At 65.0% G+C, this 13420-nt stretch carries 15 protein-coding genes; 3 read left to right on the plus strand and 12 right to left on the minus strand.

The genetic code is table 11. The annotated features are described in order from the left end of the window. The first annotated feature begins 69 nt into the window (after positions 1-69). Positions 70-612 (plus strand): REP-associated tyrosine transposase, encoded by a 543-nt coding sequence (locus ACODS1_RS11565; protein ID WP_489085875.1) that lies wholly within the window; start codon positions 70-72, stop codon positions 610-612. A gap of 172 nt (positions 613-784) precedes the next feature. Here ACODS1_RS11565 and ureC read toward each other — a convergent pair whose 3' ends face one another. The 6 genes from ureC to ACODS1_RS11595 form a co-directional block, all read right to left on the minus strand. Beyond that, on the minus strand, positions 785-2485 hold the full coding sequence (gene ureC, locus ACODS1_RS11570; RefSeq protein ID WP_489085754.1) for an urease subunit alpha: 1701 nt from the start codon (positions 2483-2485) through the stop codon (positions 785-787). Positions 2486-2572: 87 nt separating this feature from the next. Beyond that, complete coding sequence (locus tag ACODS1_RS11575) at positions 2573-2878, minus strand: urease subunit beta (RefSeq protein ID WP_489085755.1); 306 nt, start codon at positions 2876-2878, stop codon at positions 2573-2575. Further along, positions 2878-3408 carry a GNAT family N-acetyltransferase gene (locus ACODS1_RS11580; protein ID WP_489085756.1) on the minus strand — a complete coding sequence of 177 codons (531 nt, stop codon included), beginning with the start codon at positions 3406-3408 and terminating at the stop codon, positions 2878-2880. Before ACODS1_RS11580 ends, ACODS1_RS11575 begins: the two co-directional genes overlap by 1 nt. 4 nt (positions 3409-3412) lie before the next feature. Then, on the minus strand, positions 3413-3922 hold the full coding sequence (locus ACODS1_RS11585; protein ID WP_489085757.1) for a GNAT family N-acetyltransferase: 510 nt from the start codon (positions 3920-3922) through the stop codon (positions 3413-3415). Between the two features lie 3 nt (positions 3923-3925). Beyond that, on the minus strand, positions 3926-4228 hold the full coding sequence (gene ureA / locus ACODS1_RS11590) for an urease subunit gamma (RefSeq protein ID WP_017678731.1): 303 nt from the start codon (positions 4226-4228) through the stop codon (positions 3926-3928). Positions 4229-4310: 82 nt separating this feature from the next. Continuing rightward, positions 4311-5147, minus strand: a complete 837-nt coding sequence (locus ACODS1_RS11595; RefSeq protein WP_489085758.1) for an urease accessory protein UreD — start codon at positions 5145-5147, stop codon at positions 4311-4313. 170 nt (positions 5148-5317) lie between these two features. On the opposite strand from ACODS1_RS11595, the gene ACODS1_RS11600 reads away from it, so the two are divergent. Continuing rightward, complete coding sequence (locus tag ACODS1_RS11600) at positions 5318-6028, plus strand: sulfite exporter TauE/SafE family protein (protein ID WP_489085759.1); 711 nt, start codon at positions 5318-5320, stop codon at positions 6026-6028. Between the two features lie 66 nt (positions 6029-6094). Here ACODS1_RS11600 and ACODS1_RS11605 read toward each other — a convergent pair whose 3' ends face one another. The 5 genes from ACODS1_RS11605 to ACODS1_RS11625 all read right to left on the minus strand — a co-directional run bounded on the left by ACODS1_RS11605 (position 6095) and on the right by ACODS1_RS11625 (position 10222). Then, positions 6095-6853, minus strand: a complete 759-nt coding sequence (locus ACODS1_RS11605; protein WP_489085760.1) for an SDR family NAD(P)-dependent oxidoreductase — start codon at positions 6851-6853, stop codon at positions 6095-6097. A 137-nt stretch (positions 6854-6990) separates the two neighbouring features. Beyond that, positions 6991-7749, minus strand: coding sequence for an amino acid ABC transporter ATP-binding protein (locus ACODS1_RS11610; RefSeq protein WP_489085761.1), 759 nt, complete (start codon positions 7747-7749; stop codon positions 6991-6993). Further along, the gene (locus ACODS1_RS11615; RefSeq protein WP_489085762.1) at positions 7742-8404 is read right to left on the minus strand and encodes an amino acid ABC transporter permease; all 663 of its coding nucleotides are present in this window, start codon (positions 8402-8404) and stop codon (positions 7742-7744) included. Before ACODS1_RS11615 ends, ACODS1_RS11610 begins: the two co-directional genes overlap by 8 nt. A 10-nt stretch (positions 8405-8414) precedes the next feature. Continuing rightward, positions 8415-9056, minus strand: coding sequence for an amino acid ABC transporter permease (locus ACODS1_RS11620; protein ID WP_489085763.1), 642 nt, complete (start codon positions 9054-9056; stop codon positions 8415-8417). A gap of 284 nt (positions 9057-9340) precedes the next feature. Beyond that, positions 9341-10222, minus strand: coding sequence for a transporter substrate-binding domain-containing protein (locus tag ACODS1_RS11625; RefSeq protein WP_489085764.1), 882 nt, complete (start codon positions 10220-10222; stop codon positions 9341-9343). A gap of 176 nt (positions 10223-10398) precedes the next feature. Between ACODS1_RS11625 and pdxR the strand changes: the two genes are divergently transcribed. After that, on the plus strand, positions 10399-11892 hold the full coding sequence (gene pdxR / locus ACODS1_RS11630; RefSeq protein ID WP_489085765.1) for a MocR-like pyridoxine biosynthesis transcription factor PdxR: 1494 nt from the start codon (positions 10399-10401) through the stop codon (positions 11890-11892). 113 nt (positions 11893-12005) lie between these two features. Here pdxR and ACODS1_RS11635 read toward each other — a convergent pair whose 3' ends face one another. Beyond that, positions 12006-13325, minus strand: coding sequence for an aspartate aminotransferase family protein (locus ACODS1_RS11635; RefSeq protein ID WP_489085766.1), 1320 nt, complete (start codon positions 13323-13325; stop codon positions 12006-12008). Positions 13326-13420: the final 95 nt, after the last annotated feature.

The following is a 13420-nucleotide window of genomic DNA, read 5'->3' on the forward strand; positions in this document are numbered from 1 at the left end:
CCCCCCCTACACATGACCGTAGGGCGGGTGAAACCCGCCACCTATCACATCTGCAACAAGGACGTTGCCATGCCCGATTACCGTCGCGCCGCCGTTCCTGGCGGCATCTATTTCTTCACCCTCGTCACCGAGCGGCGCCAGCCGATTCTGACCCATCCCGATATTCGCCAGGCTCTGCGCGAGGCAATCCAGAGGGTACGCCTGACCCAGCCCTTCACTATCGACGCCTGGGTATTGTTGCCCGACCACCTGCATGCCATCTGGCGTTTACCGCCTGACGACGCCGACTTTTCCAATCGCTGGCGACTGATCAAGCGGCATGTCAGCCATGCCTGTCGCAACTACAACCGTATCGAACTGCTGAGCGAGCGACGCCAGGCAAAGGGACAAGGCACGCTTTGGCAGCAACGCTTCTGGGAGCATCTGATTCGTGACGAGGACGACTACGCCAGGCACTTCGACTACCTGCACGGTAACCCGCTCAAGCATGGGCTGGTGACGCGTGTGAGGGACTGGCCCTGGTCGTCGTTTCACCGTTGGGTGAAGCAGAGTGTTTACCCCGTCGATTGGGGCGGGGATATTGGGATGGATAACTTGGGTGTCGGTGAATGAATTGGCGGGTTGCACCCGCCCTACAGGTTTGCGCAGGCGGGCAATCACCTACCCCGTAGGGCGGTTGAAACCCGCCAGAATGTCAAAACAGACCAGGCGGTTTGTGCGCAGGCGAGCAATTGCCTTCCCGTAGGGCGGGTGAAACCCGCCATTGTTGTCTCGGCCAGTTATTTCAGAAGAGGAAATACCGCTGCGCCATCGGCAGCACGTCGGCCGGCTCGCACCAGAGCAACTGGCCGTCGGCCTTGACCTGATAGTTCTGCGGATCGACCTCGATATTCGGCAGGTAGCCGTTGTGGATCAGGTCGGTCTTCTGCACCTCGCGGCAGCCTTTGACCACGCCGATCTTCTTCTTCAGGCCAAGCCGCTCGGGTACGCCCGCCTCGAACGCCGCCTGGCTGATAAAGGTGATGCTGGTGGCATGGCGGCTGCCACCGTAGCTGGCGAACATCGGCCGGTAGTGCACCGGTTGCGGCGTCGGGATCGAGGCGTTGGCGTCGCCCATCAGGCTGGCGGCAATGGCGCCACCCTTGAGGATCAGCGTCGGTTTGACGCCGAAGAAGGCCGGGCGCCACAACACCAGATCGGCCCACTTGCCCACTTCGATGGAGCCCACTTCATGGCTGATGCCGTGGGTGATCGCCGGGTTGATGGTGTACTTGGCGATGTAGCGCTTGGCGCGGAAGTTGTCGTTGCCGGGCGCGTCTTCGGGCAGCGGGCCGCGCTGCTGCTTCATCTTGTCGGCGGTCTGCCAGGTACGGGTGATCACCTCGCCGACGCGGCCCATGGCCTGGCTGTCGGAGCTGATCATGCTGAACGCGCCGAGGTCGTGGAGGATATCCTCGGCGGCGATGGTCTCGCGGCGGATACGGCTCTCGGCGAAGGCCACGTCCTCGGCGATGCTCGGGTCGAGGTGGTGGCAGACCATGAGCATGTCCAGATGCTCGTCGATGGTGTTGCGGGTGAACGGCCGCGTAGGGTTGGTCGAGGACGGCAGCACATTGGGGAAGCCGCAGGCCTTGATGATGTCTGGGGCGTGGCCGCCGCCGGCACCCTCGGTGTGATAGGTGTGGATGGTGCGGCCCTTGAAGGCGCCGAGGGTGGTTTCGACGAAGCCGGACTCGTTCAGCGTGTCGGTATGGATCGCCACCTGCACGTCGTACTCGTCGGCGACCGACAGGCAGTTGTCGATGGCGGCCGGGGTGGTGCCCCAGTCCTCGTGCAGCTTCAGACCGATGGCGCCGGCTTTCACCTGCTCGATCAGCGGCTCGGGCAGCGAGGCGTTGCCCTTGCCGGTAAAGCCCAGGTTCATCGGGAAGGCGTCGGCGGCCTGCAGCATGCGCGCCATGTGCCAGGGGCCGGAGGTGCAGGTGGTGGCGTTGGTGCCGGTGGCCGGGCCCGTGCCACCGCCGATCATGGTGGTCACCCCACTCATCAACGCTTCTTCGATCTGCTGCGGGCAGATGAAGTGGATGTGGGTGTCGATGCCGCCCGCGGTGAGGATCATGCCTTCACCGGCGATCACCTCGGTGCCGGCACCGATGGCGATGGTGACGTCCGGCTGGATATCCGGGTTGCCGGCCTTGCCGATGGCGGCGATGCGGCCGTCCTTGAGGCCGACGTCGGCTTTGACGATGCCCCAGTGGTCGATGATCAGGGCGTTGGTGATCAGCGTGTCCACCACGTCGGCCGCACACAGCTGGCCCTGGCCCATGCCGTCGCGGATTACCTTGCCGCCGCCGAATTTCACTTCTTCGCCGTAGGTGGTGAAGTCCTTCTCCACTTCGATCCACAGGTCGGTGTCGGCCAGGCGCACCTTGTCGCCGACGGTGGGGCCGAACATGTCGGCGTAGGCTTGTCTGCTGATCTTCATTGGTTCGTCCCGTAGGGTGCGCTGTGCGCACCGTTGTTATCCGCGTTGCTTGTGGTGCGCATGGCGCACCCTACGAAAATTTATGTATCAAAGATCGCCCATCACCCGGCCGGCGAAGCCGAACACGCGGCGCGCGCCGGCCAGCTCGACCAGTTCCACATCACGGCTCTGACCTGGCTCGAAGCGCACGGCAGTGCCTGCCGGGATGTTCAGGCGCATACCGCGAGTACTGGCGCGGTCGAATAGCAGGGCGTCATTGGTTTCGAAGAAGTGGTAGTGCGAGCCAACCTGGATCGGCCGGTCGCCGCTGTTGGCCACGGACAGGGTCAGGGTGCGGCGACCGGCGTTGAGCTCGATCTCGCCGTCGTCAATCTTGTATTCGCCGGGAATCATCAGTTGGGCCTCGCAAGCGTCTTGTAGTAGATGGCATTGGCCCGGTAGGTGCCGTCCGGGCCGCAGGCGTAGTCGGGTAGGCCACCAATGCACTGGTAGCCGAGGTGGCGATAGAGCTGTTCCGCATCGCTGCCGGCCTCGGTGTCGAGGTACAGCAGGCCACGTTTGCGGGCTGCCGCTTCCTGCTCGACGGCTTGCATCAGTAGGCGGGCGATACCCCTGCGACGCGCCGTGCTCAGTACCAGCAGCTTTTGAATCTCTGCGCGATTCAGGCCGTTGGGCTTCTGGCACAGGCTCAGTTGCACGCTGCCCATTACGCGGCCCTGTTCATGGGCCACCCAGAGCAGCAACGAGCCGTCGGCAATGCCCGCCTGTACCTGAGTGAAATACTCGGCGGCGCCTCGCTCGTCGAGATCGGCGAGAAAGCCCAGCGATGCGCCATCGTTGACTGCATCGAGCAGCAGGACGATCAAGCCTTCGCGGTAGTTGGCGAAGCTGGCGCTGTCGAGTCGCTGTAGCGTCACGTCCACGGGGTCACTCCTTGGCGCCGAGGATCAGTTGCATGAAAGTCAGATCCAGCCAGCGGCCGAACTTGCGGCCGACCTGGGGCATCTGTCCGGTGGTGACGAAGCCGAGGCGCTGGTGCAGGCGGATCGAAGCGGCGTTCTCTGACTCGATGGCGGCGACCATGACGTGCAGGTTGGCGGCGAGGGCGCGCTCGATCAGCGCCTGCATCAGCGCCGGGCCAAGGCCCTGGCCGCGTTGGTCGGCGCGCACGTAGACCGAATGCTCGACGGTGTGGCGAAAGCCTTCGATGGTGCGCCAGGTGCCATAGCTGGCGTAGCCGAGCACTTCGCCGCCAGCGTCACGCGCCACCAGCACGGGAAAGCCTGCGGCCGTTCGTTCGGCCAGCCAGGCGCGGCGGTTGGCGAGATCCACCAGGGTCTCGTTCCAGATCGCCGTGGTGTACTCCACGGCATCGTTGTAGATGGCGAGGATGCCAGGTAGATCGGCTTCGCCGGCGTCGGCTATGGAATAACTCATGAGTTATGCAATCGGCTGGTGAACGGTCACCAGCTTGGTGCCGTCGGGAAAGGTGGCTTCGATCTGGATTTCCGGGATCATTTCCGGCACACCCTCCATGACTTGATCGCGGCTCAGCAGGGTGGTGCCGAAATGCATCAGTTCGGCCACGGTCTGGCCGTCACGTGCGCCTTCGAGCAGCGCGGCGGAGATGTAGGCCATGGCTTCCGGATAGTTCAGCTTCACCCCGCGCGCCAGGCGGCGCTCGGCCACCAGGCCGGCGGTGAAGATCAGCAGCTTGTCTTTCTCGCGTGGACTCAGATCCATCGTGTTACTCCATGGGGGCGTATGCCAGGCATCGCAGGAATGCGTCGTGGGGTATGGCGGATGTCGCTTTTTACATCCGCCGTCATGTGCTCCAGATGCGTGGCGGTCGCGCTTCACGCCCCAGCAGCGCCGGGCGCAGCAGGCTCCAGAGTTCGATCAGCCAGGCACGCGCCTTGAGCGCTTCGCTGGCCAGGCAGCGCGCGATCAGAAGGCCCGAAAGCTGGCTGAGATCACCACGCACGCCTTCAATCTTCAACTCGCGGCAGCGCTCCAGTAGCTCGGCATCCAGCTCGCCGCTGACCAGCAGGGTGGCGAATACCGGTTGGCCGTCGAGGCCGATGGGCGAGTCGAGCAGGCCGTCGCCGCCGCTCACGCGCTGGCGCTCATGCCACAGCAGTTTGCCGTCGCGGCGGACATCCAGCGCGGCCTGGAAGTGGCCGCTGGCAAAGCGCTCGTCGGCGGCGGGGCGGCCAAGGGCGACGATGTCCCAGTAGAACAGGCGGGCGTCGCCCTGCAGCTCGATCTGCGTGTGCAGTTCGGCCTGGGCGCCGGCGTAGATGATGGTTTCCTGCGGCAGCCATTCCAGGGTGGCGCCGGCGTCGACGCGCAGGCGCAGATCCTGATAGGCCACGCCTGCTGCGCGGTACCACTTGGCCGCGCCGGGGCTGGTGAGCTGCACCCAGGTGTTCTCGCCGGCATGGGCGCTGATGTCCAGGCGGTCGCCGCCGGCGATGCCGCCGGGCGGGTGAACGATGATGTGCTGGCAGACTTCCGGCCCTTCTGCGTACAGGTGCTTCTGCACTCTAAGAGGGCCGAGGTGGCGCCTGCGCACCGGCGTGGTGCGTTCGCCGTGGCGCGCGTAGGCCAGCTCCAGCTCGGCAGGCCAGCTTGGCGTGAACAGGGCGGCAGGCAGATTCATGTCGAGGCAGCGGTTCCGCAGGATAGTTGACCGAGTGGGCAAGCAAGAGGCGTGCCCTGAACCAATTCGGTGCGCTTTTGTGCCTGTGGCCAGTCGTGCTGCCGTATCTGGCTCTGCCTTCTCACGCCTGGCCGGCTCTAGAGTGGGGCGTCGATTCGTGCGGAGCACTCATGTTCACCTTTATCGCCTTCGCTGCCGGCCTGGTGCGCGGCTACAGCGGCTTCGGTTTCGCCATGCTGATGGCGCTCGGGCTAATGCTGCGACTGCCGCCGGCCGAGGCGGTGCCGGTGGCGTTGATTCTCGACGTGGCCTGCAGCGTCACGCTGTGGCCGGCAGCGTTGCGCGCCGTGCATGGGCGCGTGCTGGGCCGCCTGTTGGTTGGCATGCTGCTGGCCGTGCCGCTGGGCGCCTGGCTGTTGCTGTGGCTGCCGGCCCGCATCATGGCGCCATTGGTGGCGATGCTGTGTTTGTGCGGCGGCGTGCTGGTGCTGTGGCGGCCGTCCGTGGCCACGCCGGTGGGCCAGGGCATGGCCTGGTTGGCGGGGCTGGCATCCGGTCTGGCGACCACCTTGGCCTCAGCCGGCGGCCCGCCCTTGATGATCTACCTGCTGCGCAGTGGCCTCGATGCACGCCAGTTGCGCGGCACAGCGGTGCTGTTCTTCCTCGCCAGCAGTAGCGCTGCGCTGGTTGGGTTGGGGCTTGCAGGTGTGCTGAACGGCGCGCTGTGGCGGCTGGCGCTGGAGCTGGCATTGCCGGCGCTGGTCGGCAACCTGCTCGGCCAGTGGCTGCATCCGCGCTGGCAGCCGTTACCGCTGCGGGTGCTGGTCGGCGGGCTGCTGGTGTTGCTGTCGGTGGGGAGTCTGTTGCGGACGTTGTTGTAGGGCGGGTGCATCACCAGACACGAGGGGTCTGGCGGGTTGCACCCGCCCTACGGTGAGTTGCGTCCTTCAGTCGCGGTCGATGGCGAAGGGCGACCAGGCCTGGCGGCTCGGCATGATTTCCAGACGGTTGATGTTGATATGGTCGGGCAGGGTGGCGACGTAGAAGATCTGCTCGGCGATATCTTCGGCGGTCAGCGGCGTGGTGCTGCCGTACAGCGCGTCGGAGGCAGCCTGGTTGCCCTTGGTGCGCACCAGGGTGAATTCGGTTTCGGCCATGCCGGGGGCGATGTCGGTGACGCGCACGCCAGTGGATACCAGGTCGCACCGCAGGTTGAAACTGAACTGTTTGACGAAGGCCTTGGTGGCGCCATACACGTGGCCGCCCGGGTAGGGCCATTCGCCGGCCACCGAGCCGATGTTGATGATGCTGGTGCCCTTGCCGATTTCCAGCAGCTTGGGCAGCACGGCGTGGGTGACGTTGACCAGGCCGGTGACGTTGGTGTCGATCATGGTGTGCCAGTCTTCCAGGGCGACCTTCTGCGCGGCCTCCGGGGCCAGCGCCAGGCCGGCGTTGTTGACCAGCACGTCGATACGGTCGAAGGGCGCCTGCAGGCCGTCGACCAGCGCCTTCACCGCCGCAGCGTCACGCACGTCGAGCGTGGCGATATGCACCGGCACCTTGTCCTGCAGTTCGGCCTTCAATTCTTCCAGGCGCTCCAGGCGTCGGCCGCTGAGTACCAGGGCCCAGCCGGCCTCGGCGAAACGTCGTGCCGTGGCGCGGCCGAAACCGGATGTCGCGCCTGTGATGAATGCCACCTTGCTCATGGATAACCTCGTTTTGCTATCAGGGTTCATGGCCTGCTTCTGCATCCGCTGTTTGGGCAGTGAGAACAGTCCTATTGGGGCGGTGCGTCAGTGTATGGCCTTGGCCGCCAGGGCGCGCGCCACAGCTGGTCGCGGATTCATGCGGACAGTTCGAGAAACTTGCGCACGCGTTCGGTTTCCGGGTTGGTGAAGAACTTCTCCGGGGCGGATTTCTCGATCAGCAGGCCCTTCTCCAGGAACACCACCTGATCCGACACCGCGCGGGCGAATTCCATTTCGTGGGTAACCACGATCATGGTGTAGCCCTCGCTGGAGAGGTTTTTCATCACCGTCAGCACTTCACCGACCCGCTCCGGGTCGAGCGCCGAGGTCGGCTCGTCGAACAGGATCACCTCCGGGCTCATGGCCAGAGCGCGGGCAATCGCCACGCGCTGCTTCTGCCCACCGGAGAGGGTGTAGGGAAAGGCCTCGGCCTTCTGCTCCATGCCGACCTTTTCCAGCAGCGTCTGGGCGATGGCGCGGGCCTCGTCCTTGCGCATCTTCTTCACCTGCATCGGTGCTTCCATGACGTTCTGCAGCACGTTCAGGTGCGGCCACAGGTTGAAGCTCTGGAACACCATGCCGGTACGCGCGCGAATCGCCGCCAGGTCGCGGTTGTTCATGCGCTTGCCCAGGGCATCCAGGCCGATGCGCTGGCCGGCGATATGAATGCTGCCGCGATCCGGCTCCTCGAGCCAGTTGATGCAGCGCAGCAGGGTGGATTTGCCCGAGCCGGACGAGCCCAGCACGCTGACCACCTCGCCCTTGTTCACGGTCAGCGAGATGTCGCGCAGCACCTCGACGCCGTCGAAGCTCTTGGAAAGATTGTCGATCTGTACCGCAGGTGCCTCAGGCATGTTCGAAACCTCGTTTGGCGCCGAACCGGCTCGCCCACTTGAGCGCCAGTTCCAGGCAGATACTGATGACCCAGTACAGGGCGATGACCACGATGAAGGCCTCGGTGGGGATGAAGTAGGTGGCCTGCACCGAGTTGGCCGCGGCGGTCAGTTCCTGCACGGTGATGATGGTGAGAAAGGCGGTGTCCTTGAGTGCGTAGATCAGCTGGTTGCCGAGCAGCGGACGGGTGCGGATCACCAGTTGCGGCAAGATGATTCGCCAGTACAGGCGAGCGGGGCGAAAGCCATGGGCCTTGGCCGCCTCGACCTGGCCGAGCGGCAGCACCAGGCGCGCGCCACGCAGGATCTCGGCGAAGTAGGCCGCGTGATAAATGGCCAGCGCCACCAGGCCCGCGCCCCAGGCGCTGGGCTTGATGCCCAGTGCCGGCAGCCCGTAGTAGAGCAGGTAGGCCAGCACCAGAAAGGGCAGCATGCGCATCAGGTTGATCGCCCCGCGCAGCAGGGTCGACAGCCAGGTGCGGCCCTCCAGCAGGTAGACGCTGAAACAGCCGATGGCGAAGGCCGCCAGCACCGACAGGACGAACAGGATCAGGGTGTTGAGTGCGCCGTTGAGGAAGGCGGCGCGCGCCTCCCATATGATGCTCCATTCGGTCATGGTCGCGTCCTCACATGGCCAGTCGGTTGGCTTTCTTCTCGGCCATGGCCTGCACCTTGAGCAGCACGCCGATGATCAGCATGTACAGCAGGGCGGCGGCGAGAATCGGTGGCAGCGGGTCGTAGGTCACGGCGCTGATGCGGTTGGTCACGCGGGTCAGGTCGACGATGCCGATCACGGCGATGGCCGGGCTGCTCTTGATCAGGAAGGACATTTCGTTGACCAGGCCGGGCAGGCTGCTGGTGATCATTTGCGGCAGCATGATGCGGCGGAAGAACACGCCGTTGGTCATGCCGCAGGCCAGTGCCGCCTCCTTCTGCTCACGAGAGAAGCTGATGAACGCCGTGCGCCAGACCTCGGCGTTGAAGGCCGCGGTATTCAGGGTCAGGGCGAGAATCGCCGCCGTGTTGCGATCCATGGCCAGGCCGAAAGTCGGCGCCGAGAGAAAGATGAACAGCACCAGGGTGACCAGCGGTGTGGCACGCGCCAGGCTGACGTAGAGCACCAGCGCCTGCTCCAGGAAGGGAATGCGCGCCATGCGCAGCAGGGCGATGCCCAGGCCGATGACCACGCCCAGGACGATGGCGATCGAGGAAATCCACAGAGTCGTCCAGGCGCCTTCGAGCAGCAATAACCAGGCTTGTCCGTTCATGTCGGGCTCCTAGAAAAATGATGAGGTGTGTCTAGCAAGGTCAGGGCCAGCGCTGGCCCTGAGAGCCTATTCACGATCTGCTGCGCGTCGGCCATGCTGCGTTGAAACCAGCCTCGCGTGCGAGCCCAGTCAAAATGCTCATTTACAACTCGTAAAGTCGAACGCGACTCCGAGCGTTTTTCGCCTGGTTTCGCGGGGCCGCCATCGGTGTTGCCTGGCTCTAGCTCGCGAGATCGTGAACAGGCTCTGAGAGTGGGGCGCCCGACACGGGCGCCCCGGCGGTGTCACATGCCGGCCAGTTTGTGGAACTGCTCTACCGTGGTGATCGGCTCCTTGGGCATGGCCGGGAAGGCTTCGCCGAACCATTTGGTTTGCAGCTCGGCCAGGCGGCCGTTATCGCGCACTTCGCTCATGAAACCGGTGAGGAATTTCAGCAGCTCGGGGCTGCTCTTGGGCACCGGCCAGGCGGCGAAGCCGTCGCCGGAAACGGCGATGCCCTTGGCGAAGGTATCGCCACGGGTCTTGACCAGGTCGTTGACCGAAATCAGCGCGTTGATCACGTAGTCCAGGCGGCCGTTGGCCAGGTCGGCGTAGGCCTCGGGGTAGGACGGATACTCGGTCACGGTGCCGATTTCGCAGCCCTTGTCAGCCATCATCTTCTTCAGCTCTGGCAGGCGCGCGAGCAGAGCGCTGCCGGCCTGCAGGCCGACGGTCTTGCCGCACAGGCTGGCGATGTCGCTGAGGCGGTCGTCACCGGCGCGCTTGACGTAGAAGTGCTGCGCGGAGGCGAAGGGTGGGGCGAAGTTGAACACGCGCAGGCGGTCATCGGTGACCAGGGCGCCGGTGAAGGCCATGTCGTACTGGCCGGACGAAACCGAGGCGAGCAGGCCGGTCCAGGGCAGGATTTCCTGTTTCACGTCGAAGCCCTTCGCCTTGGCGTACGCCTTCAGGTCTTCCAGCAGCTCCTTGTGAAAGCCCTCCGGCTTGCCGTCGACGATGAAGTTGAACGGCGCGTAGTCATCCTCGGTGGCGACGGTCATCACACCCTTGCTCTTGATGTCGTCGAGGTCGGCATGGGCGCTCAGCGAGGCGCCGACCAGGCAAGTGGCCAGGGCCAGCTTGCGCAGCAGGCCGAAGGGTTTGGAATCGGTGTTCGATGGCTTCATGGGCGTGCTCCAGAGGTGTCGACAAGGGTTGTCCTGGCCGCTCGGCGGCGGTTTCGTTTTCACCTTAGAGACGCCCGGCACGGCGGAGATAGGGGCAGTTCCGGCCTTTGTTCTGGCCAGCGACAGTGGCGCGCTACTTGCTAAACCACAGGGTTGTTTGGCTGTTGGAGGGCGCCATGATCGACCACTTCTACCACCTCGATTTCGACCGTCAGCGCGGCCTTCAGGAGCAGCTTCGCGAGTCGCTGGTGTCGGCCATTCTCGGTGGCGGTTTCCCTGCCGACGAGCCGCTGCCGTCGTGTCGCAAGCTGTCCCAGCAGCTGTCGGTGTCGCGCAACACCGTGGCGCTGGTGTACGAGAGCCTGCTCGACAACGGCTACCTGATCAGCCGTCCACGCAGTGGCTACTACCTGCACCCCGACTACTGCGGCCAGACCGATGCCGTGCTGCGCATGACGCCGCTGCGCAAGCCGGAACCGTCGGATGCCAGCAGCGCCGCCACTGCCCCGGATTGGGCCGCGCGCTTTCGCATGCAGCCCAGTTTGAAGCACGGCGTGTTGCGCCCGAGTAACTGGAGCCGCTTCACCTACCCCTTCATCTACGGCCAGCCGATCAGCGAGCTGTTCCCGCTGGAGCGCTGGCGCGAGGTGTCACGCAAGAACCTCAGTGGCGAGCGCGACCAGCTGTGGCTGGGCGACCGCTTCGACCGTGACGATGAGCAGCTGATCGAGCAGCTACGCACTCGTGTGCTGCCCAAGCGCGGCATCTGGGCGCGGGCCGACGAGATCCTGGTCACCCTCGGTTCGCAGAACGCGCTGTACCTGCTGGCCAGCCTGCTGATGGCCCGTGGGGTGCGCGTCGGCATGGAGAACCCGGGGTTTCGCGACGCCGCGAGCATCTTCGACCTGCACGGCGCCAAGGTGCATCTGCAGGATGTCGACGACCAGGGCCTGGTGGTGGACAGGCGCCTGGATGACTGCCAGTACCTCTACGTGACGCCTGGGCACCAGGTACCTACCGGCGTGGCGATGAGCACGGCGCGGCGTGAACAACTGCTGCGGCAGATTCGCGAGCACGACCAGGTGCTGATCGAGGACGACTACGACGCCGAGTTCAACCTCGACAACCACCCGCTGCCAGCGCTCAAGGCCAGCGACAGCAGTGGCCGGGTGATCTACCTGAGCAGCCTGTCGAAGGCTTTCGCGCCGGGGCTGCGCATTGGCTACATGGTCGCCGACGCCGAGCTGATCGACGAACTGCGCGCCCTGCGCCGGCTGATGTACCGCCACCCGCCGTTGAACAACCAGCGCATGCTCGCCGACTTTCTCGCCCAGGGGCATTACGACGCGCACCTGCGGCGCTTTCGCGAGGAGCATTGCCGCCGCCGCGAGCTGCTCTACCAGGCGCTGCGCAGTGACCTGAGCGATTGCCAGCCGATGGGCAGCCCAGGTGCCAGCGCCTGCTGGCTGGCCGCGCCTGCGGGCGTCGATACCCAGCACCTGGCCTGGGCGGCGGCGCAGCAGAGCGTGCTGATCGAATCCGGGGCGCAGTTCTTCCTCGGTGATGGCGAGGTGCCGAAGAATTTCATGCGCCTGGGCTTCCATGCCATCGATGCCGAACGCATTCGGCCGGGCGTGAAGAAACTGGGGGAGGTGCTGGCGGGGTTGTAGCTCCCTCTCCCATTTATGGGAGAGGGTTGGGGAGAGGGTGGTGAAGGTTGCTCTGCATTATTGATCAAACCCTCTCCCCCGGCCCCTCTCCCGCAAGCGGGAGAGGGGGGGAACTAGCCAAAACGCGGCGCGAAAAGGGCGAATACCTCATCGAAGATCGCCAGCGCCTCGTCCACCTGCGCGGCGCTGACGATGCACGGTGGCACCACATGGATGCGGTTCTCCACCACGAAGCTGAGCAGCCCGCGCGCGGTCAACGCCGCCTTCATTTCCTGCATCACTGGCGTCGGCATCGGCGTTTTCTTCTGCACATCACTGACGAATTCCAGCGCCCAGAACAGGCCGACGCCCCGTGCCTCGCCGATCATCGGGTAGCGCTCGGCCAGTTTCTGCAGGCCCGGGCCGAGCACCTGGGCGCCGATGTCACGGGCGTTCTCCACCATGCCTTCCTCGCTCATCGCATCCAGCGTGGCGACGATGGCGGCCATGGCCAGCGGGTGGCCGGAGTAGGTCAGGCCGCCGGGGAAGAAGTGGTTGTCGAAGTGCTCGCAGATCGGCTTGGAGATCATCACCCCGCCGGCCGGCACGTAGCCGGAATTGACGCCCTTGGCGAAGACGATCAGATCCGGCACCACGCCGAAATGCTCCAGCGCCAGCCAGGCGCCGGTGCGGCCGAAACCGGCCATCACTTCATCGCAGATCAGCAGAATGCCGAACTCGTCGGCCAGTTTGCGCACGCCCTGCATATAGCCCTTCGGCGGCACCAGAATGCCGGCGGTGCCGGGAATGCTCTCCAGCAGGATGGCAGCGATGGCGCCCGGCCCTTCGCATTCGATGACCCGGCGCAGGTGCTGCAAGGCGCGCGCGCATTCCTCTTCCTCGTTCACCGCGTTGAATTCGCTGCGATACAGGTAGGGGTTGAAGAAGTGCACATGGCCGCGCGCGTATTCGTTGGGCACGCGGCGTGGATCGCCGGTGGCGACGATGGCTGCGCCGGTGCTGCCGTGGTAGGAGCGGTAGGCGGAAAGGATCTTGTCGCGACCGGTGTACAGGCGCGCCATGCGCATGGCGTTCTCGTTGGCATCGGCCCCGGCGTTGGTGAAGAACACCTTGGAGAAGCCGGCCGGCGCGCGGGCGAGAATGCGCTTGGCCGCTTCGCCACGCATCAGGTTGGCGGTGGCTGGGGCGATGGTCACCAGGCTGCCGGCCTGCTCCTGAATGGCGGCGATCACCTTCGGGTGCTGGTGGCCGATGTTGGTGTTGACCAGTTGGCTGCTGAAGTCGAGGTAACGCTTGCCGTCGTAATCCCACAGCGTGCAGCCTTCGCCGCCGGCGATCACCAGTGGATTGAGGGCGCCCTGGGTCGACCAGGAATGGAAGACGTACTGGCGATCCAGATCGTGGACGTACTGGTTGCTGATCGGTGTGCTCATGATGACCTCGGGCTGGTCGTTGCGGATGGCTGCACCTTAGGAACAAAGCCACCATTGGCCGTAGGGCCAGATGCCGGAAGTGGCCGGGTCAGCGC

It is taken from the genome of Pseudomonas sp. FG29, assembly GCF_057809355.1.